The sequence below is a fragment of the Paracoccus sanguinis genome (assembly GCF_012689545.1).
Taxonomy (GTDB): Bacteria; Pseudomonadota; Alphaproteobacteria; order Rhodobacterales; family Rhodobacteraceae; genus Paracoccus; species Paracoccus panacisoli.
On sequence record NZ_CP051542.1, the window covers coordinates 717,296 to 742,280 of the forward strand.

Sequence of the window (24,985 nt, forward strand, 5' to 3'; positions counted from 1 at the left end):
TTTTCACAATCACCCCCCACGGGGTGCGCTGTCCGAGGCAAGGGGGCAACCCCGCCGAACGCCGGGTAACCGGGGCCACAGGGCGCGGCAGAGACGAAAGACGACATCATGTTCGCAGTCCTCAAGACGGGCGGCAAGCAGTACCGGGTTCAATCCGGTGACGTGCTGCGCGTCGAGAAACTGGCCGCCGAGCCCGGCGACAAGGTCCAGTTCAACGATATCCTGATGATCGGCGGCACCATCGGGGCGCCGCTCGTCGCCGGCGCCGGCGTCGTGGCCGAGGTCATCGACACCATCAAGGCTGACAAGGTCATCACCTTCCACAAGCGCCGCCGCAAGCACTCGTCGCAGCGCACCCGTGGGCACCGCCAGCAGCTCACCCTGCTGCGCGTCACCGACCTGCTCGAATCGGGCGCCGACTCGTCGGACGTCAAGGCCGCCGTCGGCGCGCGCTCGGGCAACGGCCCGCGCGTCAAGGGCGACGACCGCTATGCGATGAACAAATCCGACCAGGCCGAGATGGCCGCCCGCGTGGCGACCGGCGAGGCGGGCGAGAAGTCGGCCGAGACGGCCGAGAAACCCAAGCGCGCCCGCAAGACGGCCGCCGCTGAAAGCACGGAGGCGTAAGCCATGGCACACAAGAAAGCAGGCGGCTCGTCCCGCAACGGCCGCGACTCGGCCGGCCGGCGCCTCGGCGTCAAGCTGTTCGGCGGCCAGTCAGCCATCCCGGGCAACATCATCGTGCGTCAGCGCGGCACCCAGTGGTGGCCGGGCGAGAACGTCGGCATGGGCCGCGACCACACGCTGTTCGCCCTGACCGAAGGCACCGTGACGTTCCGCAAGGGCCTCAAGGGCCGCACCTACATCTCGGTCCAGGCCGCCGCGCCGGCCGCCGAGTAACTCCGCCGACGAACGCCAGACAAGGGGGATCGGCAGCGCCGGTCCCCCTTGCGCTTTCCGGCATGGCGTTCGTCGCGGGTCACCATTCCCTCACGCAACCGCGCGCCCGCGTCCGCCGCCCCGCCGTGGCGGACGCCACCCCCCGGAGGATCCCCATGACCCAGGCTGTGCTGATCGGCACCACCCAGCCCGAGATCCGGGCCGAGCGTTTCCTGCTGCGCCCGCTGCGCGTCTCGGACGAGGGACCGATCCAGCATTACAGTTCGGACCGACGGGTGGCCTGCGGCACCCGCGCCATCCCCCACCCCCTGCCCCCCGGGGCCGCGGCCCAATACGTCGCCCGCGCCATGTCGCCCGACCGCCACGAGGACGTGTGGGCGATCGACGCGAGCGAATCCGGCCTGGGCGAGCTGCTGGGCGTGGTCTCGCTGACCCGGATCGAGCCCGAGCAGTCCGAACTCGGGTTCTGGATCGGCTCGGGCTTCTGGAACACGGGGCTGGCGACCGAGGCCGTACAGGCGCTGGTCAACGCCAACCCGCACGGCTCGCGCACCCTCTTTGCCGAGGCGTTTCAGGACAACCCCGGCTCGGCCAAGGTGCTGACCAACGCGGGCTTCGCCTATCTCGGCGACGCCGAAAGCTGGTCAGTCGCCCGCAACGCCCGGGTGCCCACCTGGACCTATCTGCGCCAGATGGCCTGAGCGCGGGCGGCCCCGCCGCCCCGCCCCGCCGGCAAGGCGCCCTGCTTCAGACCTTGAGCGAGATCCCGTTCAGCCCGGCGCTGATCGTGACCGATTCGATCCACTCCAGCGCCGCGTTGCTCAGCGGAAACGCCACGGTCAGCGTGTCCGCCCCCGGCTGGGCCGGCATCCGCGCCGCGGTGTCCTCGGCCAGGGGCGGCGCGCCGACCAGCTTCAGCCGCAGCACCCCGTCCGGCCCGGGCCGCACCCGGCCCGCCGGCTGCGGCGTCTCGGTCACCAGCGCCACGTCCCACCAGCCCTTGGTCGGCGCTATGGCGGTCACCACCAGCAGCCGCCCCTCGACCGTCGGCTCCCACCGGGCCGAGAGGACCTGCGGGACCGGCAGCCGCTGGTCGGTGTCGGCATAGCCGCCGCGCGGCTCGAGCGTCTGCGGCCCGCGCGGGGCGCCGCCGCGGTCGAACCACCGCATCGGGTTGAGGCTGCTGTCGCCGCATCCCGCCAGCACCGCGCAAAGACAGAGGATCCAGAGGGGACGGGTCATCGCGCGGCCTTTTCATGTTCAGCGTCGCGCCAGTCTTAGGCGATCGGACCGTCGCGCCTCAAGGGAAAGCTTGGCCGCCGCTTTGACCTTGGCGCCGCCGCGCGCTAACAGCCCGGAACCAGCGAAAGGACCGCCCATGGCCACCGCCGCCTTCGAGGAGATTGCCGAGACCTTCGAGTTCCTCGACGACTGGGAGGACCGCTACCGCCACCTGATCGAGCTGGGCCGCGCCATGCCGCCGATGGACCCCGCCCTGCAGGTGCCGGCGACCAAGGTCGAGGGCTGCGCGAGCCAGGTCTGGATCCTGCCGCGCATCGAGGCCGGGCGCTTCGACTTTCAGGGCGACAGCGATGCGCTGATCGTGCGCGGGCTGATCGCGGTGCTGCACGCGCTCTACGCCGGGGTGCCCGTGGCCGAGGTCACCCGCATCGATGCCGCCGCCGAGCTGGCGCGGCTGGGCTTGGACGAGCATCTGTCGGCACAACGCTCGAACGGGGTGCGCGCGATGGTGGCCCGGATCCGGGAGAGCGCCGCGGCCGCCTGAGGGGGGACGTTGCTCGCGCCCCTGCGCGGAACGGTTGCCACCCCGAGCGGACGCCGCGGGCGCTCTGTTCGTGCCCTTCTTCACTCGGGAATACAGGGGCTTCCAGACACCTCGAATCCCGTCGCGCTGAGTTATTTCGGGACAAAAGCCCAGAAAGCCCAGAAAGGCCAAAGGGGGCACCGCCCCCTCCTGCCCTCAGGCTTCGGCTAGCGCCCGGTCGATCGCCGCCGTCAGCCGCGGGTCATCCGCCGCTACGTCCGGCGCGAACCGCCCGACCACGCGCCCGTTCCGGCCGATCAGGAACTTCTCGAAATTCCACTGCACTTCAGGCGCAGGGTTCGCGGTAATCCCGTAGCCCGCGAGCTTCTCGCGCCATGGCCCCTCGCCCTCGGCCGCAGGCTCGGCCGCGATCAGCGCCGCATACAACGGATGCCGCGCCACGCCGCTCACCGGGGTCTTGGCGGCCAGCGGGAAGGTCACCCCGTAGGTGCCCTGGCAGAACGCCAGCACCTCGGCGTCCGTCCCCGGCTCCTGCTCCTTGAAGTCGTTCGAGGGCACGCCCAGCACCACGAGCCCGTCGTCCTTGCGCGCGCGATAGAGCGCCTCGAGCCCCTCGTACTGCCCCGTCAGCCCGCATTTCGAGGCGACGTTCACCAGCAGCACCACCTTGCCCCGCCAGTCGTCCAGCGAGCCATGGCTGCCGTCGTTCATGGTCAGGTCGATCCGTCCGATCTCGCTCATCCGCGGCTCTCCGATCTGCGGGTTTCGGTGATGGTGATCCAGCCGCCGCCCAGCACGCGCGTGCCCTCGGCGGCGTAGAAGACGCAGGCCTGCCCGGGGCTGACCCCCTCTTCGGCAGTGGCGAGTTCCACCGTCGCGGTGGTCGGCCCGGTCGGGCGCAGGATCGCCGGCGCGGGCGGCCGGGTCGAGCGGATGCGCACCATGATCTCGCGCTCGGCCACGTCGCCGAGCGCGCCGCCGCCGATCCAGTTCACCTCGGCCACGGGCACAAGCCGCGTGGCGAGCGCCGCCTTCGGCCCGACTACGACCTGCCGCGTCTCGGCGTCCAGCCGCACGACATAGAGCGGGTCGCCCAGCCCCCCGATCCCGAGCCCCCGGCGCTGGCCGATGGTATAGTGGATCACGCCCCGGTGCCGGCCGAGCACCCGGCCCTCGCGATCGACGATGTCGCCCGGCTCGGCCGCGCCCGGACGCAGCTTCTCGATCACCGCGGCATAGTTGCCCTCGGGCACGAAGCAGATGTCCTGGCTGTCGGGCTTGTCGGCCACCACCAGCCCGAACTGTTGCGCCAGCGCCCGCGTCTCGGCCTTGCTGGCGAGGCCGCCGAGCGGAAAGCGCAGGAACTCGAGCTGCTCCTGCGTGGTCGAGAACAGGAAATAGCTCTGGTCGCGCGCGGGGTCTGCGGCCATGTGCAGCTCGGCGCCTGCGGCCCCCTCGAACCGGCGGATATAGTGGCCGGTCGCCATGCAGTCGGCGTCGAGCTCGCGCGCCGTCTGCAGCAGGTCGCGGAACTTCACCCGCTCGTTGCAGCGGATGCAGGGAACCGGCGTGGCGCCCGCGAGATAGGCGTCGGCGAACTCCTCGATCACCGATTCGCGGAACTTGTTCTCGTAATCGAGCACGTAGTGCGGGATGCCGATGCGCTCGGCCACGCGGCGGGCGTCGTGGATGTCCTGCCCGGCGCAGCACGCGCCCTTCTTCCTCAGCGCCGCGCCGTGATCGTAAAGCTGCAGCGTGACGCCGATGACGTCGTAGCCCTCGGCCTTGAGCATCGCGGCCACGACCGAGCTGTCCACCCCGCCCGACATCGCCACCACCACCCGCGTCTCGGCGGGCGGGCGGGCGAAGCCCAGGGAATTGAGATGCGGCGCCGGGGGGCGCGGGGAAAGGCTGGTCACGGGGATGGTCCGGGCTGTCGGCAGATCGGGCACGCGCCCGCGCGGGCCGCACCAACTGGTGGATATAGCGAAAATGCCCGGCTTTTCAACCGAACCCCACGGCCGTTCTTCACCCGGCCTTAACGGCGCCCGTGTCAGAAACGCCTCACGACCCGATCCGAAAGGCCCGCCATGTTCGTCCGCAAAACCCCCGGCCCGCGCACCGTGACCCTCCCCGACGGCTCGATCCTCAGCCGCGCGGACCTGCCACGCACCACCGACCGCTGGGTGGCGCGGCGCAAGGCGGTGGTGGTGCAGGCGGTGGAACACGGGCTGCTCAGCCGCGACGAGGCGAGCGACCGCTACGCCCTGACCGAAGAGGAGCTCGACTGCTGGATCGCCGCCGTGGCGCGCGAGGGGGCGGCGGCGCTCAAGGTCAAGGCCATCCGCCGCAAATCGCCGGATTGATCAACCTGCGGTAGATTTCTGTTGACCTGCTAACCGTAAATTAACGATTCCTCGGGCAGGGTGCCGGGAAAGAGAGGGCACCGAAAGGGGACGGAAATGCGAATCTTGCTGGTCGAGGACGACCCGACGACGGCGCGCAGCATCGAGCTGATGCTGAACCATGCCAATTTCAACGTCTATCTGACCGACATGGGCGAGGAAGGCGTCGATCTGGCCAAGCTCTACGACTACGACCTGATCCTGCTCGACCTCGACCTGCCGGACATGAACGGGCTCGACGTGCTGCGCCAGATCCGCGTCTCGCGGATCGACACCCCGATCCTGATCCTCACCGGCTCGGACGATACCGAGATCAAGCTGCGCGGCTTCGGCTTCGGCGCCGACGACTACATGACCAAGCCGTTCCACCGCGAAGAGCTTGTGGCGCGCATCCAAGCGATCATCCGTCGCTCCAAGGGCCACAGCCAGGCGGTGATCCGCACCGGCAAGATGGTGGTGAACATCGACGCCCGCTCGGTCGAGGTGGACGGCAAGCCGGTCAACCTGACCGGGAAGGAATACCAGATCCTCGAGCTGCTGAGCCTGCGCAAGGGCACGACGCTGACCAAGGAGATGTTCCTGAACCACCTCTACGGGGGCATGGACGAGCCCGAACTCAAGATCATCGACGTGTTCATCTGCAAGCTGCGCAAGAAACTGTCCGAAGCGCTCAAGGGCGACAGCCACATCGAGACGGTCTGGGGCCGCGGCTACGTCCTGCGCGACCCGCAGGAGTCCGTGCACGCCGAGCGGATGGCGATGGGGGCGTGAGCGCGCGCGCGAGGGCTTCCGCGCGGGTGGGAGCGGATTCGGTGGAGGTTGGCCTCGGGGCTTGAGCGCCGCGTGGCCGGAGGCCGCGCTTTCCGCAGCAGAGCGCGAGGGTTGGCCCGGTCGCAGCGACCGCCGGACAGGCGGAGCTCTCTGCCGCAAGGCGCAGGGCACGGCCGGTCGCGGTGACCGCCGGACCGGCGGGACATTGTGCAGCGGTGCGTGACGAGCGCGCCCCGGTCGCCATAAGCGCCGCACAGGCGGGGTATCCGCAGCACGGCACGGGGGGACTGCCCGGTCGCGATGACCGCCGGACGGTGGGGATCCCCCTGCAGGGCGCGGGGTCGCGGCCATTCGCGGTGGGCGCCGGACGGGCGGGGTTTTCGCAAGAGAGCGCGGGTGCGCGGCCCGGTTGAGGTGAGCGCCTCTTACGAGAGGGCGCGCTTTGCGCATGGTGTGCTCGGTTCCCCTTCGCGGGTAAGCCTCCAACCCGATCCTCCGCACCGCGCGACACCCCCTTGCCCGGCGCCTTCAGCCACACCCTTCCCCCGCCCCCCCTTTCCCCCGCCGCCCCATCACGCCATGCTGCCCGCGCCGCCGACACGACGGCACCACCGACAGGACCACCCCCGCATGGCGCAGAAGATCATCATCGACACCGACCCCGGCCAGGACGACGCCGTGGCGATCCTGCTGGCGCTCGCCTCGCCCGAGCTCGAGGTGCTGGGGATCACGGCGGTGGCGGGCAACGTGCCGCTGCCGCTCACGCTGCGGAACGCCCGCGCGATCTGCGAGCTGGCCGGGCGCCCCGACCTCCCCGTCTACGCCGGCTGCGACGCGCCGCTCGAGGGGCGGCTCGTCACCGCCGAGAACGTCCACGGCGCGACCGGCCTCGACGGGATCACCCTGCCCGAGCCGACCATGCCGGTGCAGGACCGCCACGCCGTCGATTTCCTCGTCGAGACGCTGCGCCGGGAACCTGCGGGCACCGTCACCCTCGTCCCGATCGGCCCGCTCACCAATATCGCCGCGGCCTTTCGGCAGGCACCCGACGTCATCGCCCGCGTCGGCCGCATCGTCATGATGGGCGGGGCCTATTTCGAGGTCGGCAACGTCACCCCGGCGGCCGAGTTCAACATCTTCGTCGACCCCCTCGCCGCGGCCGAGGTCTTCGCCGCCGGCGCCGATCTCGTCGTCGTGCCCCTCGACGTCACCCACCGCGCGCTCACCAGCCGCGCCTGGGTCGAGGGGATGCGCGCGAGCGGCCGGGTGGGCGAGGTCGTGGCGAGCTGGACGGATTTCTTCGAGCGCTACGACCGGGCGAAATACGGCCACGACGGGGCGCCGCTGCACGACCCCTGCGCGGTCGCCTATCTCATCGCGCCCGAGCTGTTCTCGGGCCGTCGGATCAACGTCGAGATCGAGACCGAGGGCCGCTTCACCCGCGGCATGACCGTCGCCGACTGGTGGGGCGTGTCCGGGCGGCCGGCGAACGCGCTCTTCATCCGCGACCTCGACGCGCCCCGGTTCTTCGACCTGCTGACCGAGCGGATCGGGCGGCTCGACGCCCGCGGCTGAGGGAACGCCCGGCGGGGCAGCCTCGCCCCCCGGCTGGACAACCGCGCGCCGATGGGGCATCGCGCGGGCCATGAGCGCCACCTCGCCCGCCGCCATCGCCCATCCCCACAGCCGCGCCGAGGATGCCCAGGGCATCCTCTTCGGCGGGGTCATGGCCGCGTTCGGCGCGCATCTGCTGGCCTCGGCCGGGCTCATCACCGGCCAGCTCGCCGGTCTGGCGCTGCTCGTCGCGCAGGCGACCGGGGTTCCGTTCGGGCCGGTCTACCTCGCCCTCAGCCTGCCCTTCTACGGCTTCGGCTACCGCCGCCTCGGCGCGGGGTTCCTGCGCCGGACGGTCGCGGCGGTGCTGATCATGGTGGCGACCAGCCTCGCCCTGCCCCGGCTGATCGGCTTCCAGGCGATCCACCCCGGGGCCGCCGCGGTGCTCGCGGGGCTCGTCTGCGGGGCGGCGCTGCTCGCGCTCTTCCGCCACCGGGCGAGCCTCGGCGGCATCGGGGCCGTGGCGCTCGACGTGCAGGACCGCTTCGGGATCAAGGCCGGCTGGGTGCAGATGGGCTGCGACGCGCTCGTCTTCGCCGCCGCCCTCGCCCTCATGCCGTGGGAGCGGGTGGCCTGGTCGGCGCTCGGCGCGGCGGTGCTGAACCTCGTGATCGCGATCAACCACCGCCGCGACCGCTACATCGTCTGATCGCGCCCCGCGCCCCCGGCTCAGGCCGGCACGCCCAGCGCCCGCTTGACGTTCGCCGTCCAGCCGAGCAGCCGCGCCTCGCCCGCGACGATCGCCGGGCGCTTCATGACCGAGGGTTTCGTGCCGAGCATCGCCACCGGCGCCATCGACCGCTCGGCCTCGGACATCCCCCGCCACGTCAGGCTCGCGCGGTTCACCAGCTTGTCGCTGAACTCATCGACCAGCCGCGCCCGCTCGGCCTCGGAGAGCGGCTCGGCCGCCACGTCGCGGAACGCCACCTCCCAACCCGCGGCCTTTAGGTCCGCCTGCGCCTTCTGGCAGGTCGAGCAATGCGAAAGCCCGTAAAGCGTCAGCCGCCGCGCGTCCTCGGCCATCAGATGAACGGCACGAACGGCACGCCGCAGCCGGCAAGCGCCAGCAGCGCGGCGAGGGACAGGGCAAGGCGCATGGGAACTCTCCTCTGGAACGGTCGGCCGCAGACTGCCCGCGGCGCGGGGGGCAGCGCAACCCCGTCAGAGATCGCCGTGCCCCGCCGCATCGTGCAGGCGCGCCCGCACCCGACGCATTCCCAGCCACACCGCGACGACCACCAGCGGCGTCAGCGCCGAGACGAGCAGCGTCTTGTCGATCCCCGCCGCGTGCGCCAGCGGCGCCGCGGCATAGCCGAGCAGCCCGACGGCGTAATAGCTGATCGCCACCACCGACAGCCCCTCGACCGTGTGCTGCAGGCGCAGCTGCAGGTCGGCCCGGCGGTCCATCCGCGACAGGATCTCCTGGTTCTGTTCGCTGCGCTGCACGTCGACACGGGTGCGCAGCAACTCGCCCGCCCGCGCCGCCCGGTCGAGCATTGCCACCAGTCGCGCCTCGGCCGAGCGCGCGGTGCGCATCGCCGGCTCGAAGCGGCGCGACATGAACTCGGTCAGCGTCTGGCGGCCCTGAAACCGCTTCTCGCGCAGGGCGGCGATGCGGTCGTGGACGATCGCCTCGTATGCCCGGGTGGCGCCGAAGCGGAAATTGTGCTGCGTGGCCGCGGTCTCGAGCCGGGCCGACAGCGCGAGAAGGTCCTGCAGCACCGCCTCGGCCGGGCGGGCGTCGTCGCCCAAGCCCTCGACCAGCGCCGCCATCTGGGTGTCGAGCGCATTGAGCGTGGCGCTGAGCGACCGCGCCCGGGGAAAGCCCAGCATCGCCATGGCGCGATAGGTCTCAAGCTCGGTGAGCCGCTGCACCACGCGCCCGAGCCGCCCCGGCCCCACGCCCTCGCGGGCAAAGACGGCAAAGCGCATCCAGCCCGCCGCGTCGATGCGGAAGTCGGTGGCGATCACCGCCGCCCCGTCGAGCACCTGCACCGCCGTCAGCCCGTCCACGACGAACCATTCGTCCAGCCGCTCGGCCAGCGCCGCGTCGGTGTCGGGGAACGGCTCAACGTCGATCAGCGCCGCGACGAGGCGCTTGCCCGGCGCGCGGGCCTGCCACTCGGTCGGGAACAGCTCGGCCATGCCGGGGTCGAAGGGGCGGACCGGGCGGCCGGGGGTGAAGCTCGTGTAGCTGACGAACTCGGTATGCCCCTCCCACCGCAGCTCGTGGCGGCCCATGACGGCGGCGTAGTGGCCGATGCCGGGCTGCGGCGCGGGGGCGCCGTGGCGGCGCGCCAGCTCGGCCAGATGAGCGAAGTCCTGCGCGCGGTCGCGGTTGGCGGCGTCGCGCGGTTCCTTGAAGGCGAGGTAGACGACCTTGCACGGCGCGGTCAGCCGCGGCGAGGGGCGGGCGTGCAGCTCGTTGACCATCTCGAACCGCAGCGGGTGGTCGAGCGACGTGTCGATGGGGGAAGCGTCCTGGCTCATGGCCGCATCTCACGCGAGAATGGCGGCGGCGCGCAAGCCGTCCCTTGGGCGGGGGGTGGGGCTTCGCCGGCGGCCCTCCTGTCAGCGGGATGTGATGCCCGGGCCGGTTGCACCGGGGCCAGCCATTCGGCAGGGTTGGGCCAGAATCAGGGAATCCGTCATGTCACGTCTCCTCCAGCTCATCACGGCGGGTCTGCTGCTGGCGCTCGTCGCGTCCTGCGCGCCGAGCAAGTTCAAAAGCTACAGCGGCCCGCCTGTCACCCAGATCGTGGTGAACAAGTCGGCCCGGCAGATGCTGTTCCTGTCGGGCAACACGGTGATCAAGTCCTACAACGTCGGGCTGGGGAACGAGCCGCGGGGCCACAAGCAGTTCTCGGGAGACGGCAAGACGCCCGAGGGGCTCTATTACATCGACCGCCGCAACCCCGACAGTCGCTACCACCTGTCGATCGGGATCTCGTATCCGAACCCGGTGGACAGCGCCTATGCGGCTGCGCTGGGGCAGCAGGCGGGGGGCGACATCTTCATCCACGGCCAGGGGCCCGAGGGGCGGGCGCTGTCGCGCATCCGCCGGGACTGGACGGCGGGCTGCATCGCGGTGACGGACGCCGAGGCCGAGGACATCTATGCGATGGTCCGCGACGGCACGCCGATCCAAATCAACCCCTGAGGGCGGGCAGGCCCCGCCTCACCCCGCCCCGCCTTGCGCCGCGGCGGCTTCGTCGGCCGCGGCAAACACCTCGACCGCGGCGTTCAGGCCGTTGATCGCCGCCGGCATCCCGCCATAGACCGCCATCTGCCAGATCGCCTCGGTGATCTCGGTGCGCGAGGCCCCCGCCGCCAGCGCATGGGCGACGTTGACCCGAAGCTGCGGCGCGGTCCCGCCGCCCATCGCCGCCAGCGCCGCCACGGTGCAGAGCTGTCGGGTCTTCAGGTCCAGCCCGGGGCGGGCGTAGTGGTGACCGTAGGCCCATTCGATCAGGCTGTCGGCCATCCCCGGCAGCAGCCCGTCATAGCGGGCGGACAGCGCCTCGTGCAGCGTCGGGTTCAGCCGGGCGGCCACCGCGGCGCCTGCCTCAAGATGTCGGTCGGTCATGCTCTGCCTCCATGCGGCGATAGGTCTCGATCTTGTCGTCCATCAGCGCCAGCGCCGCGTTGAGTTCGTCCACGCGCGCGGCAATGGCCGTGCGGTGCGCCTCGATCATCGCCCGGCGGGCGGCAAGGGTCGCGTCGCCCTGCCGGCGCAGCGCGGCGTAGCGGACCCGGTCGGCCTGCCGCATCCCCGTCGCCGCCAGCCGGGCGAGGAAGGCGATCCAGTCCAGCACCGCCGGGTCATAGTCGCGCCGCCCGCCCCCGTCGCGGGCCGGGCGCTGGATCAGGCCGATCCGCTCGTAGAAGCGCAGCGTGTCCACGCTGAGCCCGGTCTGCCGCGCCAGTTCGCCGATCTTCATGGCCTGCCTCCGATGGGACGAGAGGGGTTCTAGCGGCTGGAGCGCACTCCAGCTCAAGCATGAAAAAAACCCCCGCCGGGTCGGGCGGGGGTTTGAGGTCACGGGACCGGGGGTCCGGTCAGTCGATCATCGGCAGCAGCGCGTCGAGCGATTTCTTGGCATCGCCGTAGAACATCCGCGTGTTCTCCTTGTAGAACAGCGGGTTCTCGATGCCCGAGTAGCCGGTGCCCTGACCGCGCTTGCTGACGAACACCTGCTTGGCCTTCCACACCTCGAGCACCGGCATCCCGGCGATGGGCGAGTTCGGGTCTTCCTGCGCCGCCGGGTTCACGATGTCGTTCGAGCCGATGACGATCGCCACGTCGGTCGAGGGGAAGTCCTCGTTGATCTCGTCCATCTCGAGCACGATGTCATAGGGCACCTTGGCCTCGGCTAGCAGCACGTTCATGTGCCCGGGCAGGCGGCCGGCGACCGGGTGGATGGCGAAGCGCACGTTCTTGCCGGCGGCGCGCAGCTTGCGGGTCAGCTCGCTGACCGACTGCTGGGCCTGGGCCACCGCCATGCCATAGCCCGGCACGATGATGACGCTGTCGGCCTCGTTCAGCGCTGCGGCCACGCCCTCGGCGTCGATGGCGATCTGCTCGCCCTCGATCTCCATCGCCGGGCCCGTCTCGCCGCCGAAGCCGCCGAGGATCACGCTGATGAACGAGCGGTTCATCGCCTTGCACATGATGTAGCTGAGGATCGCACCCGACGAGCCGACCAGCGCGCCCACCACGATGAGCAGGTCGTTCGAGAGCGTGAAGCCGATCATAGCCGCCGCCCAGCCCGAGTAGCTGTTCAGCATCGAGACGACCACCGGCATGTCCGCCCCGCCGATCCCCATGATCAGGTGCCAGCCGATGAAGCCCGCGATCACGGTCAAGAGCAGCAGCCACAGCATCGCCGGGCCGACGCCGGCAACGTAGAGGATGGTCAGCAGCAGCGACAACGCCGCCGCGCCCGCGTTCAGCATGTGCCCGCCGGGCAGCTTCTTCGGCTTGCCGTCCACCTTGCCGGCCAGCTTGCCGTAGGCCACGACCGAGCCGGTAAAGGTCACCGCGCCGATGAACACGCCAAGCGCGACCTCGACCTTGAGCATGGCGATCTCGGCCGGGGTCTTGTGGGCGAGGACGGCGGCGAAGCCGTGGAAGAACTCGGTCAGCCCGCTCAGGCGGGCGTGCAGGACCCGGCCCAGCTCGATCTGCGCGTTGAGCCCGATGAACACCGCGGCAAGGCCCACGAGGCTGTGCATCGCGGCGACCAGTTGCGGCATCTCGGTCATCTGCACGCGGGTGGCGAGCACGTAGCCCACCCCGCCGCCGATGGCGATCATGATGAGCGACAGCCACCAGTGCCCGAGGCCGGGCCCGAACAGCGTGGCCAGCACCGCCAGCGCCATGCCGACGATCCCGTACCAGATCGCGCGCTTGGCGCTTTCCTGGCCCGACAGCCCGCCCAGCGCGAGGATGAAGAGGACCGCGGCCACGACATAGGCGGCGGTGGTGAAGCCGAAGACCGGAACCGCGTCGAGGACGCCCGCGCCGTGCGACACGACGGGGGCGAGGCCGGGCTCAGTGGTGATCACAGTGGTTTCCATGCGCTCACCCTACCCTTACGACTTCTGGAACATGGCGAGCATCCGGCGCGTGACCAGGAAGCCGCCGAAGATGTTGACGCCGGTCATCAGCACCGCGAGCGCCGCGAGGATGACGACCCAGGCCGAGCCCGACCCGATCTGCAGCAGCGCGCCGAGGATCACGATCGACGAGATCGCATTGGTGATCGCCATGAGCGGCGTGTGCAGCGAGTGCGCCACGTTCCAGATCACGCTGAAGCCCACGAAGCAGGCCAGCACGAAGACGATGAAATGCGACAGGAAGCTCGCGGGCGCGAACAGACCCACCAGCAGCATCAGCACGCCGCCGGTGACGAGCATCCCGACCTGGCTGCGGGTCTGGCGCTTGAACTCGGCCAGCTCGTTGGCGCGCCGCTCCTCGGGCGTCAGCTCGCGGGCCTTTTCCTTCGGCTTCTGCACCGCGATCGCCTGCACCTTGGGGGGCGGTGGCGGCCAGGTCACGTCGTGGTCGCGCGTCACCGTGGCGCCGCGGATCACGTCGTCCTCCATGTTGTGGACCAGCGCGCCGTCCTTGGCGGGCGTGAGGTCGGCCATCATGTGGCGGACGTTGTTGCCGTAAAGCTCGGACGCCTGCGCACCCATGCGCGAGGGGAAGTCGGTGTAGCCAATGATCGTGACGCCGTTCTCGGTCACGATCTTCTCGTCCGGCACGGTCAGCTCGCAGTTGCCGCCACGCTCGGCGGCGAGGTCCACGATGACGCTGCCGGGCTTCATCGCCGCGACCATGTCCTCGGTCCACAGCTTCGGCGCGGGCCGGCCGGGGATCAGCGCGGTGGTGATGACGATGTCCATCTCGGGCGCCAGCTCGCGGAAGCGCGCAAGCTGCGCCTCGCGGAACTCGGGGCTCGAGGGGGCGGCATAGCCGCCGGTCGCGGCCCCGTCCTGCGCCTGCTCCTTGAAGTCGAGATAGACGAACTCGGCGCCCATCGATTCGATCTGCTCGGCGACCTCGGGGCGGACGTCGAAGGCATAGACCTGCGCGCCGAGGCTGGTGGCCGCGCCGATGGCGGCCAGCCCCGCGACGCCGGCGCCGACGATCAGCACCTTGGCTGGCGGCACCTTGCCCGCGGCCGTGACCTGGCCGGTGAAGAAGCGGCCGAAGTTGTTCGCCGCCTCGATCACCGCGCGGTAGCCCGCGATGTTGGCCATCGAGGACAGCGCGTCCATCTTCTGCGCCCGGCTGATGCGGGGCACCATGTCCATGGCGATGGCGTTCACGCCGCGGTCGCGCGCCGCCTCGAGCAGCTCGGGGTTCTGGCCCGGGTAGAAGAACGAGATGAGCGTCTGCCCCTCGCGCATCTGTGCCATTTCCGCCTCGGTCGGCGGGCGGACCTTGGCCACCACGTCGACCGCGCCCAGAAGCGCGGCGGCGGTCGGATGCACCGTCACGCCCGCCCGCTCATAGGCCGCGTCCGAGAACCCGGCCCGTGCGCCGGCCCCGGACTGGACGTGGACCGCGTGGCCCAGCTTCTGCAGATGGCCGGCCGAGGAGGGCGTGATCGCCACCCGCGCCTCGCCGTCGAATGTTTCCTTCAACGCGCCGATCTTCACCGGTTTTCCTCTCCCCGCAGGCCGCAATCCGGGTCGCATTATCATCGGCGGGCGCGGGATCACAAGGTTTTGTCAGGCTTTCGCGGGGCAGGACGGGACGTCAGTGCGGGCTGCGGTCCCGCGCTCACCGTGCTGGGCGGCGCAAACGGAAACCGCCGCGCAGAGGCTGCGCGGCGGTCAGTCTGGCCCGAGGTGTCAGGCCGGCGGTCGAACCGATCAGTTCGACGGGGCCGGGGTGGTCACCGGCGTGGTGGTCGTGGTCGAGGTGGTGGCCGAGTCGGTCGCCGGGGTGGTGGCCGTGTCGGTCACCGGGGCGGTCGTCGTGGTCTCGGTCGTGGTGGTCTCGGTCGTCGCCGCGCCGGTCGCCGGGGCGGTGGTCGCCGGCTCGGTGGTGGTGGTGGTCGTCGCGGGCGCGGTGGTCGCCGGCTCGGTGGTGGTCACCGGGGCGGTCGTGCTCGACGAGGTGGTCGCCGGCTCGGTCGTGGTGGTCGTCGGCGTGGTGGTGGTCGTGGTCGCCGGCGCCGTGGTGGTGCTGGTCGTGGTGGTGTCGGTCGTGGTCGTGGTGCGGTCACCGCCCATGAACGTCGACAGCAGCCACCAGGCGAGCGCCAGCGCCAGCAGGATGCCGATGATCAGCGGCAGCGGCGAGGCTTTCTTCTCGACCGGCTCGACATAGGTTTCGGTCACGACGGTGCTGCGACCGCTCGGATCCACCGGGCGGTGGGGGTCGGTCGCGTCGGTGCGGCGCGGATCGTTCGGATCGTAGTTGGCCATGATGGTCTCCATAGTAAATCGGTCGATCGTCGGACCGCCTGCGGCCACCCCGAGGGGAATTAGGCCCGGCTTGCGACCCGCTTATCCTGCGCTTAACACACGCCACAAGCACAAGTTCCGCTGCCTCAACATTTTTCCCCGCACCGTATGCAGTCAGCAAGGCCCGAGATGTCCCAGACCCGATTCCTCAGTGAATACCGCCCCTGGCCCTTCCGCCTGCACGAAACGCGGCTCGACGTGACGCTGGCCCCGCGGGGCACGCGGGTGCAGTCCGAATTGCGGCTCGAGCGGGTTTCCGCCGGCGATCTGACCCTCGACGGCGGGGCCGGGCTGCGGACGATCGCGGTCGCGATCGACGGCACGCCGGTCCCCGAGACGGCCCTGGCGCTCGCCGACGAGACGATGACCATCGCCGCCGCGGCGCTGCCCGAGGGGCCGTTCACCCTGTCGGCCACCGTCGAGATCGACCCCGAGGCCAACACCACGCTCGAGGGGCTCTATCTCTCGGGCGGGATGTTCTGCACCCAGTGCGAGGCCGAGGGCTTTCGCCACATCACCTGGTATCCCGACCGCCCCGACGTGATGGCGCCGTTCCGGGTCACCGTCCGCGCCGACCTGCCGGTGCTGCTGTCGAACGGCAACCCCGTCGCCAGCGGCCCCGGCTGGGCCGAGTGGCACGACCCCTGGCCCAAGCCCGCCTATCTCTTCGCCCTCGTCGCGGGCGACCTGCGCGCCGTCTCGGACCGCTTCACCACCCTGTCGGGGCGCGAGGTCGCGCTGAACGTCTGGGTGCGCCCGGGCGACGAGGACCGCGCGGGCTTCGCGCTCGAAAGCCTCGTCAAGTCGATGCGCTGGGACGAAGAGGTCTACGGCCGCGAATACGACCTCGACGTGTTCAACATCGTCGCCGTGGACGACTTCAACATGGGCGCGATGGAGAACAAGGGGCTGAACATCTTCAACTCGAAGCTCGTGCTCGCCTCGCCCGAGACCGCCACCGACAGCGACTATGAGCGCATCGAGGCGGTGATCGCGCACGAGTATTTCCACAACTGGACCGGCAACCGCATCACCTGCCGCGACTGGTTCCAGCTCTGCCTCAAGGAAGGGCTGACGGTGTTCCGCGACCAGCAGTTCACCTCGGACCTGCGCTCGGCGGCGGTGAAGCGGATCGAGGATGTGGTGACGCTGCGCGCGCGCCAGTTCCGCGAGGATGCCGGCCCCCTCGCCCACCCGCCGCGGCCTGACCGCTACGACGAGATCAACAATTTCTACACCGCGACGGTCTATGAAAAGGGCGCCGAGGTGATCGGGATGCTCAAGCGGCTGGTGGGCGACGACGGCTACCGGGCGGCGCTCGACCTCTATTTCGACCGCCATGACGGGCAGGCCGCGACCATCGAGGACTGGCTCACGGTGTTCGAGGACGCGACCGGCCGCGACCTCGCGCAGTTCAAGCGCTGGTACACGGACGCGGGCACGCCCGAACTGACCCTGACCGAGGCATGGGACGAGAAGGCGGGCCGGCTGACGCTGCACTTCACCCAGGCGACGCGCCCCACCCCCGGCCAGCCCGAGAAGCCCCCGCGGGTGATCCCCATCGCCGTGGGGCTGATCTCGGCCAACGGCGACGAGGTGCTGCCGACCACCGTGCTCGAGATGACCGAGGCCGCGCAGAGCTTCAGCTTCGACGGGCTGGGTGGACGGCCCATCGTCTCGCTGCTGCGCGGCTTCTCGGCCCCCGTCACCGTCGCGCGCGAAATCCCGCGCGCCGACCGGGCGGTGCTCATGGCCCACGACACCGACCCCTTCGCCCGGTGGGAGGCCGCAAACAGCCTCGCCCTCGACACGCTGGTCGAGATGGCGGCGGGCGGCGAGGCGGACCCCGCCCTGACGTATGCCTATGGCGGGGTGTTGGCCGACAGCGCGATGGACCCGGCCTTCCTCGCCCTGATGCTGCGGCTGCCGGCCGAGGACGAGGTGGCGACCGAGATCGCCCGCCGCGGCGGCACCCCCGACCCCGACGCCATCCACCGCACCCGCGAGGCGCTGATGGAGGAGCTGGCAGCCCAGCACGCCCGCGTCCTCGACCAGATCATGGCCGAGATGGACTGCCCCTACGACTACGCCCCCGACGCCGAGCAGTCGGGCGCCCGCAGCGCCCGGCTCGCGGCGCTGGCGTGGCTCAGCCGCCTCGACGGCGGCGAGCGTGCGGCCGAGGTGTGGGCGAAGGCCCGCAACATGACCGAGCGGATGGGCGCGCTGAGCCAGCTCGTCCGCGCCGGGCGGGCCGAGGCGGCGCTGGCGGGGATGGAGGCGCAGTTCGGCGCCAACCGGCTGGTGATGGACAAGTTCTTCACCGTCCAGCCGATGGCCGCGGACCCGGCGCAGGCGGTGGGCATCGCCCAAAGCCTTGCTGCGCGGTCGGATTTCGACTGGCAGAACCCGAACCGCTTCCGGGCGCTGATCGGGGGTCTGGGCGCGAACCATGCCGCCTTCCACGCCGCCGACGGCTCGGGCTACGACTTCGTGGCCGACTGGCTAATCCGCATGGACGCGGTGAACCCGCAGACGGCGGCGCGGATGACCTCGCTCTTCGAGACCTGGCCGCGCTACGACGCGGGCCGTCGCGCCCGCGCCCGCGCGGCGCTGGAACGGATCGCCGCCCGGCCGGGGCTTTCGCGCAACACGGCCGAGATGGTCACGCGCATTCTTGCCGCCGGAGGTTGAGCCGCCTTGCGGGCAAGCCGCGCGAGGGAAATAATCGCCCCACGATGATCAGGTCGTCCGATCCGAACCTCGCCCCGCCCGGCCCCCTGCCGGCGCTGGCCGAGATGCAGCAGCGGCTTGACCCGCTGATCGCCGAACGGGCGCCGTGGCTCTATTCCGGCAAGCCGCACCACACCCTCGCTCGCTGGGGGATGATGCGGCTTCTGCGCTATCCGCGCTCGATCATGCTGGCGGCCGAGTTCCGCGACCTGCCCACCGCCGAGATCATGCGCCGCATCTCGGCGCTGATCGTGCGCGACATCCGGGTCGAGGGCCTTGAGCACATCCCCGCCACCGGCCCGGCGCTGATCGTCTCGAACCACCCGACGGGGATCGCGGACGGGATCGTGCTGCACGCGGTCGTCTCGGCGGTGCGGGACGATCTCTTCATCTACGCCAACCACGACATGATCCGGGTGCTGCCGCAGACGGAAGAGCTGATCGCCCCAGTCGAGTGGCGGCTGGAAAAGCGCAGCCACGCCAAGACCCGCTATACCATGGACTATACCCGCCGGGCGCTCGGGCAAGGCCGGATCGGGCTGATCTTTCCGTCCGGGCGGCTGGCCAAGCGGCACGGGCTGACGCTGCACGAGCGGCCGTGGATGCCGTCGGCCGCGATGATCGCGCGCAAGTTCGACGTGCCGGTGATCCCGCTCAACATCCGGGCGCGGAACTCGGCGCTGTTCTACCTGCTCGACGCGATCCACCCGACGCTCAGGGACGTGACGCTGTTCAACGAGGTGCTGAACAAGGCCGGGCACACCTACCGCATCACCATCGGCGCCCCGATCCCCGCGGCCACCCTGCCCGCCCGGTCCGAGGACGGGATCGAGGCGCTGCGCCACGCGGTGCTCTCACTCCCCCCGCCCGGCCCCGAGGCCGCGCATCTGTCGCACCTGCGCGAGGCGCGGCGGCGGCGCGGGATCGGCAAGCCCGCCGGGACGCTGCCGCCCGGCCGGCCCTGAGCCGCGTCAGGCCTCGCGGTCGTAGCCCAGCCAGTAGCCCAGCGCGATCAGCCCGCCACCGACGATGTTGCCGAGCGTGGACCAGAGCAGGTTGTGCGCGAACCCCGCAGCGGTCAGCGAGGGGTCCGTAACCGCGCCGGCCTCGGTCCACAGCACCCCCAGCCCGGCCGGGATCAGGGACATGTTGGCGACGGAGTGCTCGAACCCGCCGGCGACGAAGGCCGCTATGGGCGGGACGATGACCAACGCCTTGCCCGGCACGGTGCGCGCGGCGAACGTCATCCAGACCGCGAGGCAGACGAGCATATTGGCGAGGATGCCCGAGGCGAAGATCGCCCCCGCCCCCTTCGCCGTCTTGGACCCCGCGGTGTCGAGGATCGCGGCCTGCATGAGCCCGTCGCCCGCCTCGGCCCCGCCCGCCGCGAGGAACAGCGCGACGACCAGCACCGAGCCTATGAGGTTGCCCAGATAGACCAGCGCCCAGGCGGCGGCGATCTGCCCAATCCCGCTTTCGCCCGCATAGAGGCGGGAGAGCATCAGCGTGTTGCCGGTGAAAAGCTCCGCCCCCGCGATCATCACGAGGATCAGGCCGAGTGCGAAGGCCGCCCCGGACAGCGCCTGCACGAAGCCGTAAGGCACCGTGTCGGGGACCGACTGCACGATCAGGAAGAAGACCGAGCCGAAGGCGATGAACGCCCCGGCCATCACCGCCAGCGCGACGGTCTGGCCGGCGCGCAGCGCCAGCTTGTCGCCATACGCGGCCCGGGCCTTGGCCGGCAGGTCGGCGGGCTCGAAATCGTCGGGTGTGGTGTCGGCGCCGCTCATCCGCTGTCCTTCCCTTGGGTCGGGGGTCAACGGCTGCCCGCACGGGGCGTTCCGTCAGCGCGCGCCCCAGGTGTCGGACAGGCGGTAGCCCTCGGGCCACGGGTCGTCGGGGTCGAGCATGTGCTGGTGAATGCCGGTGATCCAGCCACGCCCCGAGATCTCGGGCCGGATCGCCGGGGTGCCGCCCACGTCCGTCTGGCCAAGGATACGCCCCGCGAAGGTCGAGCCGATGAGCGAGCGCACCGTCAGCCGGTCCTCTGCCCCCATCTCGCCCCGCGCCGCCAGCACCGCCATCCGCGCCGAGAGCGCCGTGCCGGTGGGCGAGCGGTCCACCTTGCCCGGCCGGATCGCCACCGCGGCGCTGCTGGTCAGCTCGTGGCCGTCGCGGGTGACGGGGCCGGCAAACAGGCAGAACGAGAAATGCCGCCAGTCCGGGTTGGTCGGGTGGTGAAAGCCGATCTGCGCGTCGGCCGCGGCGGTGATCTGCACCCCCAGCCGGGCGATGGCATGCGCCTCGTCCGGGACCAGCGCGAAGCCCAGCGCGGCGGCGTCCACGATCACGAAGCTGTCGCCGCCATAGGCCGTGTCCACGGTGATCGGGCCCAGCCCCTCGACCGTCAGCGGGATGTCCAGCCGGGCGGCAAAGCTCGGCAGGTTCTCGACGAAGATGCGCTCGGCCTTGCCGTTCCGGCACTCGGCCCGCACCCGCACCAGCCCGCCCGGCGCCTCGAGCACCAGCCGCGTCTCGGGCTCGGTCATCGGCACCAGCCCGCCGTCCAGAAGCACGGTCGAGACGCAGATCGAGTTCGACCCCGACATCGGCGGCGTGTCCTCCGGCTCCATGATGATGAAGGCGGCGTCGGCCTCGGGGTGCTTCGGGGGGACGAGCAGGTTGACGTGCCGGAACACCCCGCCCCGCGGCTCGTTCAGCACGAAGTTCCGCAGCCGCCCGTCCGCGGCGATCCAGCGCGACTGCGCCCAGATCGTCTCGCCCGGCGGCGGCAGGACGCCGCCCACGATCACGTCGCCGACCTCGCCCTCGGCATGGGCGGAGATCACGTGGATGGTCTGGCTGGATCGCATCGCCTCACTCCTTTAGCCACGGCGGCAGGCGGTGTGGCGCCTGCCCGGTCAGCGCCGCCCGGGCGCAGTCGGCCAGGCTGCCGAAGCGCAGCGCGCGCCCCGAGAGCCCCGGCCCGTAATGGGCGTATTTGGCCGAGTTCGTCATCACCACGCGCGCCGCGGGCGGAAACACCGGCTCGGTGATCGAACACCAGCAGAGGTCGGGGATCAGCCTGACGCCCCGCGCGGTGAGCCGGGCGGCGGTGCCGTCCGCCTCGAGTGCCGCCAGCACCCCGCGCCCCAGCGTCAGGATCAGCGGCACGGCCAGCGGCCCCGGTCCGGCGGCGTCCAGCGCGTCGGCGAGCGCGGCGGCCTCGGTGGCCGAGGCATGGGGGCTGCCGATGGCGACCAGATCGACGCCCGCGGGGCCGTCGTTCAGCGCCGCCCAGCCGGCCGCCAGCGCCGCGCGGTCGAGCGTCACCGTGTCGGCGTCGGGCGCGACCTGCCCCGCCTCGGGCGTCACCCCCTCGACGTGCAGCATCGGCGCGGCCGAGGTGGTGCCGAAGGCCGCACACAGCGCCTTGAGATCGTCGGCCCCGGCGGCCCCCGCGCCCCGGATCAGCGGGATGCGGTCGGGCGCGGCGGTTCCCGCCACCCAGCCGAGCAGCGGCCAGAAGGCATCGTCCGCGCCCGCGGGCCGCGTGACCGTCAGCACCCGCCGCGCCTGCCGGTTGGCGTCGAGATAGACCCCGGTGTCCGGCGCCACCCCGGTCAGCGCGATGCAGAGGTCGAGGAAATCCGGGTGCTTCTCGGTCCGCGCGCCCAGAACGCTGTTGGCGTGGATCACCGCGTTCGACTCGGACCACCCGATCACCTCGCCGAGCCGTGGCGGGTCGTCGAGATAGGGCGCGCAGGTGAAGTTCGGCCGGCAGCCCATCGCCACATAGGCGTCGGCAAGCCGCTGCGCCGGGCCGCCGAAGCTCGGCGGCACGCCCTGGGCGCGCCAGTTCGCGTGGTCCACCGAGATCGCGTTCATCGTCGTGGGCACCCGCACCCGGGCGCCCATCGCGGCGAAGGCCTCGGCAAAGCGCAGGTTGGCGGGCGAGGCGTAGATGCAGCCGTCGATATGGGCGCGGGTGACGGGGACCAGCCGCGCCGCGCCCTGCTGGCGCGCGGTCGCCGTGACGATCCGCATCGCCAGCGCCGCGGCCTCGCCCTCGGCGCCGTCCAGCATCGCCTGCTGCGCGTCCGTCAGCGCCAGCGCCGCCGCGGGCAGCGACCCGAGGGGCAGCCGCAGCCCGTCCGCGACCAGCGCCTCGGCCTCGATCCGCGCCGACCCCGCCCGGGCGAGCGCCGCACGCACCTCGGCCGACACCCGCAGCACCGGCAGGGCCGCCCCGAACAGCGCCGCCGCGACCTGCGCGCCGAGCGTCGCCACCTCCTCGGGGTCCGAGAAGACCAGCGCCGCCGGCCCCTGCCCCGACAGCACAATGTCGAGCACCACGCCCGACCCGCTGCACGACCCGCGGGTGCCCGGCAGCACCAGCACCGCGCCCCCGAGCGACCGGCCTGAAAGCGGGTGATGCACGTCGATCACGCGCCCCGTCGCCGGGTCCACCCCGCCCCAGAAGCTCAGCGGCGCCTCCGCCGCCAGCACCGGCCCCTCGGCCACACCTGGCAGGATGCGGGTGGCGCTCACCGGACCACGAAACCGTGCGCGAAGGGGTCGCGGTCGTCGATGAAGATGGTGTTGTAGCCGGTCATCCGCGCCCAGCCCGCGATCGAGGGGATGATCGCGGCGCGGTCGCCCACCCGCGCGTCGGCCTCGACCCGGCCCTTGAAGATCGAGCCGATGATCGATTCGTGGTGAAACTCGTCCCCCACCCCCAGCCGCCCCTTGGCGGCCAGCTGGGCCATGCGGGCCGAGGTGCCGGTGCCGCAGGGGCTGCGGTCGATGGCCTTGTCGCCATAGAACACCGCATTGCGGGCGTGCGCGCCGGGCTGGGTGGCCACCCCGGTCCACAAAATGTGCGACAGCCCGTTGATCGCCGGATGCTCGGGGTGGGTGAACTCGTACTTCGCATTCAGCGCCGCGCGCAGCTTCGGCGACCAGCCGATCAGCTCGCCCGCGGTGTGGTCGGCGATGTCGCGGAAGTTCTTCTGCGGCTCGACGATGGCATAGAAATTGCCGCCGTAGGCCACGTCCACGACGATCTCGCCCAGCCCCTCGACCTCGGCGGTCAGCCCCTCGGCGTAGAGGAAGCCGGGGACGTTGGTCAGCCGCACCTCCTCGACGAAGCGGCCCTCCTGCACGTAGCTGATGTCGACCTTGCCGGCGGGGGTCTCGATCGACAGGGCGCCCGGCGCGCGCGGGGTGATGAGGCCGTTCTCGATCCCCATGGTGATCGTGCCGATGGTGCCGTGGCCGCACATCGGCAGGCAGCCCGAGGTCTCGATGAACAGCACCGCCACGTCGCAGTCGGGCCGCGTCGGCGGGTAGAGGATCGAGCCCGACATCATGTCGTGGCCGCGCGGCTCGAACATCAGGCCGGTGCGGATCCAGTCGAACTCGCGCAGGAAATGGGCGCGCTTCTCGAGCATGTCGGCGCCCACGAGCCGCGGCCCGCCGCCGGCGACGAGGCGCACCGGATTGCCGCAGGTGTGGCCGTCGATGCAGGTGAAGGTGTGGACGGCCATGTCAGAACCTCTGGGGCGAAAACGGGGACAGGTCGAGGACCGGCGCGGCGCCGGTCAGCAGGTCGGCGACCAGCCGGGCGGTGCCGGCGGACTGGGTGAGGCCCAGGTGGCCGTGGCCGAAGGCGTGGATCACCCGCGGCGTGGCCCGCGCCCGGCCGATGGCGGGCAGGCTGTCGGGCAGCGACGGGCGGAAGCCCATCCATTGCGTGCCGCCCTCGGTCCTGAGCGCGGGCAGGAACGCCTTGGCCTTGGCCAGCATCGCCTGCGCCCGCCGCCAGTTCGGGGGCAGCGACAGCCCGCCCAGCTCGACCGCGCCGCCGACGCGGATGCCGGTCGAGAGCCGCGTGACGACGAACCCGTGGCCGCCAAAGGTGACCTGCGTGCGCAGGTCCAGCGCGTCGGGCGGCAGCGTGGTGTTGTAGCCGCGCTCGGTCTCGAGCGGGATGCGCTCGCCCAGCGTCCGGGCGAGGCGTTGCGAGTGGGCCCCGGCGGCCAGTACCGCCTGCGCCGCGGTCAGGCGGCGGCCGTCGGCGGTGTCGGCCGCGATGCCGGTGTCGGTGGCGGTGAGGCGGGTGACGGCGGCAACCTCGATCCGGCCGCCGCGGGCGCGGAAATGCTCGGCGAGCGCGAGCGTGTAGAGCTTCGGGTCGTCGATGGAATACCAGCCGGGCGTGAAGGTCCCGCGGATGAACCGCGGCGCAAGCCCGGGCTGGATCGCTGCCATCTCCTCCCGTTCCACATGGCGGAATGCGATCCCGTGGGCTTCGCGTGCCACCCAGCCGGGGGCGGCGGCGGCGAACTCGGCGGCGCTTTCATAGACCTGCAGGTTGCCGTCCTTGCGCAGCATCCCCTCGGTCCCCGTGGCCCTCAGGAACGGCTGCAATTCGTCGCGCGACAGGTCCATCAGCGCGGTCTGCGCCGCAATCGAGGCCGCCACCCGGCCGGGCCGGCAGGCGGCGGCAAAGCGGACCATCCACGGCGCGATCCTGAGCGCATAGGCAGGCGGCACCGTCAGCGGCCCCACCGGGTCCATCAGCCAGCCCGGCGCCTTGCGCATGATCCCCGGCGAGGCGAGCGGCAGGATGTCGGTAAAGGCAAACGCCCCCGCGTTCCCGGCCGAGGCGCCCGCCGCCGGCCCCTCGCGGTCCACCACCGTCACCGACAACCCGCGCGCCTGCGCCGCAATCGCCGCCGACAGGCCGACCACGCCGGCCCCGATCACCAGAACATCAGGCTGCATCGCTGGG

26 protein-coding genes are annotated in these 24,985 nt (G+C 71.4%); 11 read left to right on the forward strand and 15 right to left on the reverse strand.

Annotation, left to right across the window (positions count from 1 at the left end; genetic code table 11):
- Positions 1 to 108 precede the first annotated feature (108 nt).
- The 3 genes from rplU to HGN31_RS03425 all read left to right on the forward strand — a co-directional run bounded on the left by rplU (position 109) and on the right by HGN31_RS03425 (position 1,601).
- Positions 109 to 627, forward strand: a complete 519-nt coding sequence (gene rplU / locus HGN31_RS03415) for a 50S ribosomal protein L21 (RefSeq protein ID WP_036705094.1) — start codon at positions 109 to 111, stop codon at positions 625 to 627.
- 3 nt (positions 628 to 630) lie between these two features.
- A complete protein-coding gene (gene rpmA, locus HGN31_RS03420; RefSeq protein ID WP_036705093.1) occupies positions 631 to 900 on the forward strand; it encodes a 50S ribosomal protein L27 in 270 nt (89 codons plus the stop codon).
- A gap of 155 nt (positions 901 to 1,055) precedes the next feature.
- The gene (locus tag HGN31_RS03425; RefSeq protein ID WP_036705091.1) at positions 1,056 to 1,601 is read left to right on the forward strand and encodes a GNAT family N-acetyltransferase; all 546 of its coding nucleotides are present in this window, start codon (positions 1,056 to 1,058) and stop codon (positions 1,599 to 1,601) included.
- 46 nt (positions 1,602 to 1,647) lie between these two features.
- On the opposite strand, the gene HGN31_RS03430 is transcribed toward HGN31_RS03425, so the two are convergent.
- Positions 1,648 to 2,142 carry a hypothetical protein gene (locus tag HGN31_RS03430; protein WP_168782338.1) on the reverse strand — a complete coding sequence of 165 codons (495 nt, stop codon included), beginning with the start codon at positions 2,140 to 2,142 and terminating at the stop codon, positions 1,648 to 1,650.
- A gap of 136 nt (positions 2,143 to 2,278) precedes the next feature.
- On the opposite strand from HGN31_RS03430, the gene HGN31_RS03435 reads away from it, so the two are divergent.
- Positions 2,279 to 2,686, forward strand: a complete 408-nt coding sequence (locus HGN31_RS03435) for a SufE family protein (RefSeq protein WP_036710463.1) — start codon at positions 2,279 to 2,281, stop codon at positions 2,684 to 2,686.
- Positions 2,687 to 2,881: 195 nt separating this feature from the next.
- Here HGN31_RS03435 and HGN31_RS03440 read toward each other — a convergent pair whose 3' ends face one another.
- On the reverse strand, positions 2,882 to 3,427 hold the full coding sequence (locus HGN31_RS03440; RefSeq protein ID WP_036710465.1) for a glutathione peroxidase: 546 nt from the start codon (positions 3,425 to 3,427) through the stop codon (positions 2,882 to 2,884).
- Positions 3,424 to 4,605, reverse strand: a complete 1,182-nt coding sequence (gene mnmA, locus HGN31_RS03445; protein WP_244961121.1) for a tRNA 2-thiouridine(34) synthase MnmA — start codon at positions 4,603 to 4,605, stop codon at positions 3,424 to 3,426. Before mnmA ends, HGN31_RS03440 begins: the two co-directional genes overlap by 4 nt.
- A 171-nt stretch (positions 4,606 to 4,776) precedes the next feature.
- Here mnmA and sciP point away from each other — a divergent pair, with 171 nt between their 5' ends.
- The 4 genes from sciP (at position 4,777) to HGN31_RS03465 (ending at position 8,125) form a co-directional block, all read left to right on the forward strand.
- A complete protein-coding gene (sciP, locus tag HGN31_RS03450; RefSeq protein ID WP_036705088.1) occupies positions 4,777 to 5,052 on the forward strand; it encodes a CtrA inhibitor SciP in 276 nt (91 codons plus the stop codon).
- Positions 5,053 to 5,148: 96 nt separating this feature from the next.
- The gene (ctrA, locus tag HGN31_RS03455; RefSeq protein ID WP_036705087.1) at positions 5,149 to 5,862 is read left to right on the forward strand and encodes a response regulator transcription factor CtrA; all 714 of its coding nucleotides are present in this window, start codon (positions 5,149 to 5,151) and stop codon (positions 5,860 to 5,862) included.
- A gap of 630 nt (positions 5,863 to 6,492) precedes the next feature.
- The gene (locus tag HGN31_RS03460) at positions 6,493 to 7,437 is read left to right on the forward strand and encodes a nucleoside hydrolase (protein ID WP_168782340.1); all 945 of its coding nucleotides are present in this window, start codon (positions 6,493 to 6,495) and stop codon (positions 7,435 to 7,437) included.
- Positions 7,438 to 7,507: 70 nt separating this feature from the next.
- Positions 7,508 to 8,125 carry a YitT family protein gene (locus HGN31_RS03465; protein ID WP_244961122.1) on the forward strand — a complete coding sequence of 206 codons (618 nt, stop codon included), beginning with the start codon at positions 7,508 to 7,510 and terminating at the stop codon, positions 8,123 to 8,125.
- A gap of 20 nt (positions 8,126 to 8,145) precedes the next feature.
- On the opposite strand, the gene HGN31_RS03470 is transcribed toward HGN31_RS03465, so the two are convergent.
- Positions 8,146 to 8,499 (reverse strand): arsenate reductase family protein, encoded by a 354-nt coding sequence (locus HGN31_RS03470; RefSeq protein ID WP_211096326.1) that lies wholly within the window; start codon positions 8,497 to 8,499, stop codon positions 8,146 to 8,148.
- 138 nt (positions 8,500 to 8,637) lie between these two features.
- Entirely contained in the window at positions 8,638 to 9,966 is a 1,329-nt protein-coding gene (locus HGN31_RS03475; RefSeq protein WP_168782341.1) for a DUF3422 family protein, read from the reverse strand.
- Between the two features lie 160 nt (positions 9,967 to 10,126).
- On the opposite strand from HGN31_RS03475, the gene HGN31_RS03480 reads away from it, so the two are divergent.
- A complete protein-coding gene (locus tag HGN31_RS03480; protein WP_036701437.1) occupies positions 10,127 to 10,636 on the forward strand; it encodes a L,D-transpeptidase family protein in 510 nt (169 codons plus the stop codon).
- 18 nt (positions 10,637 to 10,654) lie between these two features.
- Here HGN31_RS03480 and HGN31_RS03485 read toward each other — a convergent pair whose 3' ends face one another.
- The 5 genes from HGN31_RS03485 to HGN31_RS16280 form a co-directional block, all read right to left on the reverse strand.
- Positions 10,655 to 11,062 (reverse strand): carboxymuconolactone decarboxylase family protein, encoded by a 408-nt coding sequence (locus HGN31_RS03485; protein WP_168782342.1) that lies wholly within the window; start codon positions 11,060 to 11,062, stop codon positions 10,655 to 10,657.
- On the reverse strand, positions 11,043 to 11,417 hold the full coding sequence (locus tag HGN31_RS03490) for a MerR family transcriptional regulator (RefSeq protein ID WP_036701442.1): 375 nt from the start codon (positions 11,415 to 11,417) through the stop codon (positions 11,043 to 11,045). Before HGN31_RS03490 ends, HGN31_RS03485 begins: the two co-directional genes overlap by 20 nt.
- 118 nt (positions 11,418 to 11,535) lie before the next feature.
- A complete protein-coding gene (locus HGN31_RS03495) occupies positions 11,536 to 13,056 on the reverse strand; it encodes an NAD(P)(+) transhydrogenase (Re/Si-specific) subunit beta (RefSeq protein WP_081969133.1) in 1,521 nt (506 codons plus the stop codon).
- Positions 13,057 to 13,071: 15 nt separating this feature from the next.
- The gene (locus tag HGN31_RS03500; protein ID WP_168782343.1) at positions 13,072 to 14,646 is read right to left on the reverse strand and encodes a Re/Si-specific NAD(P)(+) transhydrogenase subunit alpha; all 1,575 of its coding nucleotides are present in this window, start codon (positions 14,644 to 14,646) and stop codon (positions 13,072 to 13,074) included.
- A gap of 216 nt (positions 14,647 to 14,862) precedes the next feature.
- The gene (locus HGN31_RS16280) at positions 14,863 to 15,420 is read right to left on the reverse strand and encodes a hypothetical protein (protein WP_156114346.1); all 558 of its coding nucleotides are present in this window, start codon (positions 15,418 to 15,420) and stop codon (positions 14,863 to 14,865) included.
- Positions 15,421 to 15,588: 168 nt separating this feature from the next.
- Here HGN31_RS16280 and pepN point away from each other — a divergent pair, with 168 nt between their 5' ends.
- Both pepN and HGN31_RS03515 read left to right on the forward strand, forming a co-directional pair.
- Complete coding sequence (gene pepN / locus HGN31_RS03510) at positions 15,589 to 18,150, forward strand: aminopeptidase N (protein ID WP_168782344.1); 2,562 nt, start codon at positions 15,589 to 15,591, stop codon at positions 18,148 to 18,150.
- 44 nt (positions 18,151 to 18,194) lie between these two features.
- Positions 18,195 to 19,154 carry a 1-acyl-sn-glycerol-3-phosphate acyltransferase gene (locus HGN31_RS03515; protein WP_231555275.1) on the forward strand — a complete coding sequence of 320 codons (960 nt, stop codon included), beginning with the start codon at positions 18,195 to 18,197 and terminating at the stop codon, positions 19,152 to 19,154.
- A 6-nt stretch (positions 19,155 to 19,160) separates the two neighbouring features.
- On the opposite strand, the gene HGN31_RS03520 is transcribed toward HGN31_RS03515, so the two are convergent.
- The 5 genes from HGN31_RS03520 to HGN31_RS03540 are packed head-to-tail and all read right to left on the reverse strand — an operon-like array spanning position 19,161 to position 24,978.
- On the reverse strand, positions 19,161 to 19,979 hold the full coding sequence (locus HGN31_RS03520; protein WP_168782345.1) for a formate/nitrite transporter family protein: 819 nt from the start codon (positions 19,977 to 19,979) through the stop codon (positions 19,161 to 19,163).
- A gap of 54 nt (positions 19,980 to 20,033) precedes the next feature.
- Entirely contained in the window at positions 20,034 to 21,062 is a 1,029-nt protein-coding gene (locus HGN31_RS03525) for a trans-3-hydroxy-L-proline dehydratase (RefSeq protein ID WP_168782346.1), read from the reverse strand.
- A gap of 4 nt (positions 21,063 to 21,066) precedes the next feature.
- The gene (gene lhpI, locus HGN31_RS03530; protein ID WP_168782347.1) at positions 21,067 to 22,740 is read right to left on the reverse strand and encodes a cis-3-hydroxy-L-proline dehydratase; all 1,674 of its coding nucleotides are present in this window, start codon (positions 22,738 to 22,740) and stop codon (positions 21,067 to 21,069) included.
- Positions 22,737 to 23,738: a 4-hydroxyproline epimerase gene (locus tag HGN31_RS03535; protein ID WP_168782348.1), complete on the reverse strand. Its 1,002-nt coding sequence runs from the start codon at positions 23,736 to 23,738 to the stop codon at positions 22,737 to 22,739. Before HGN31_RS03535 ends, lhpI begins: the two co-directional genes overlap by 4 nt.
- A gap of 1 nt (position 23,739) precedes the next feature.
- Entirely contained in the window at positions 23,740 to 24,978 is a 1,239-nt protein-coding gene (locus HGN31_RS03540) for an NAD(P)/FAD-dependent oxidoreductase (protein WP_168782349.1), read from the reverse strand.
- Between the last annotated feature and the right edge of the window lie 7 nt (positions 24,979 to 24,985).

What these genes read in the sequence shown, in the direction of transcription:
- HGN31_RS16280 (WP_156114346.1), bottom strand. Translation starts at nt 15,420, where the DNA reads ATGGCCAACTACGATCCGAACGATCCGCGCCGCACCGACGCGACCGAC.
- HGN31_RS03520 (WP_168782345.1), bottom strand. Translation starts at nt 19,979, where the DNA reads ATGAGCGGCGCCGACACCACACCCGACGATTTCGAGCCCGCCGACCTG.
- rplU (WP_036705094.1), top strand. Translation starts at nt 109, where the DNA reads ATGTTCGCAGTCCTCAAGACGGGCGGCAAGCAGTACCGGGTTCAATCC.
- HGN31_RS03430 (WP_168782338.1), bottom strand. Translation starts at nt 2,142, where the DNA reads ATGACCCGTCCCCTCTGGATCCTCTGTCTTTGCGCGGTGCTGGCGGGA.
- HGN31_RS03480 (WP_036701437.1), top strand. Translation starts at nt 10,127, where the DNA reads ATGTCACGTCTCCTCCAGCTCATCACGGCGGGTCTGCTGCTGGCGCTC.
- HGN31_RS03495 (WP_081969133.1), bottom strand. Translation starts at nt 13,056, where the DNA reads ATGGAAACCACTGTGATCACCACTGAGCCCGGCCTCGCCCCCGTCGTG.
- HGN31_RS03535 (WP_168782348.1), bottom strand. Translation starts at nt 23,738, where the DNA reads ATGGCCGTCCACACCTTCACCTGCATCGACGGCCACACCTGCGGCAAT.
- ctrA (WP_036705087.1), top strand. Translation starts at nt 5,149, where the DNA reads ATGCGAATCTTGCTGGTCGAGGACGACCCGACGACGGCGCGCAGCATC.
- HGN31_RS03470 (WP_211096326.1), bottom strand. Translation starts at nt 8,499, where the DNA reads ATGGCCGAGGACGCGCGGCGGCTGACGCTTTACGGGCTTTCGCATTGC.
- HGN31_RS03435 (WP_036710463.1), top strand. Translation starts at nt 2,279, where the DNA reads ATGGCCACCGCCGCCTTCGAGGAGATTGCCGAGACCTTCGAGTTCCTC.
- pepN (WP_168782344.1), top strand. Translation starts at nt 15,589, where the DNA reads ATGTCCCAGACCCGATTCCTCAGTGAATACCGCCCCTGGCCCTTCCGC.
- HGN31_RS03485 (WP_168782342.1), bottom strand. Translation starts at nt 11,062, where the DNA reads ATGACCGACCGACATCTTGAGGCAGGCGCCGCGGTGGCCGCCCGGCTG.
- HGN31_RS03465 (WP_244961122.1), top strand. Translation starts at nt 7,508, where the DNA reads ATGAGCGCCACCTCGCCCGCCGCCATCGCCCATCCCCACAGCCGCGCC.
- HGN31_RS03460 (WP_168782340.1), top strand. Translation starts at nt 6,493, where the DNA reads ATGGCGCAGAAGATCATCATCGACACCGACCCCGGCCAGGACGACGCC.
- HGN31_RS03425 (WP_036705091.1), top strand. Translation starts at nt 1,056, where the DNA reads ATGACCCAGGCTGTGCTGATCGGCACCACCCAGCCCGAGATCCGGGCC.
- HGN31_RS03525 (WP_168782346.1), bottom strand. Translation starts at nt 21,062, where the DNA reads ATGCGATCCAGCCAGACCATCCACGTGATCTCCGCCCATGCCGAGGGC.
- HGN31_RS03540 (WP_168782349.1), bottom strand. Translation starts at nt 24,978, where the DNA reads ATGCAGCCTGATGTTCTGGTGATCGGGGCCGGCGTGGTCGGCCTGTCG.
- HGN31_RS03515 (WP_231555275.1), top strand. Translation starts at nt 18,195, where the DNA reads ATGATCAGGTCGTCCGATCCGAACCTCGCCCCGCCCGGCCCCCTGCCG.
- HGN31_RS03490 (WP_036701442.1), bottom strand. Translation starts at nt 11,417, where the DNA reads ATGAAGATCGGCGAACTGGCGCGGCAGACCGGGCTCAGCGTGGACACG.
- rpmA (WP_036705093.1), top strand. Translation starts at nt 631, where the DNA reads ATGGCACACAAGAAAGCAGGCGGCTCGTCCCGCAACGGCCGCGACTCG.
- HGN31_RS03475 (WP_168782341.1), bottom strand. Translation starts at nt 9,966, where the DNA reads ATGAGCCAGGACGCTTCCCCCATCGACACGTCGCTCGACCACCCGCTG.
- HGN31_RS03440 (WP_036710465.1), bottom strand. Translation starts at nt 3,427, where the DNA reads ATGAGCGAGATCGGACGGATCGACCTGACCATGAACGACGGCAGCCAT.
- sciP (WP_036705088.1), top strand. Translation starts at nt 4,777, where the DNA reads ATGTTCGTCCGCAAAACCCCCGGCCCGCGCACCGTGACCCTCCCCGAC.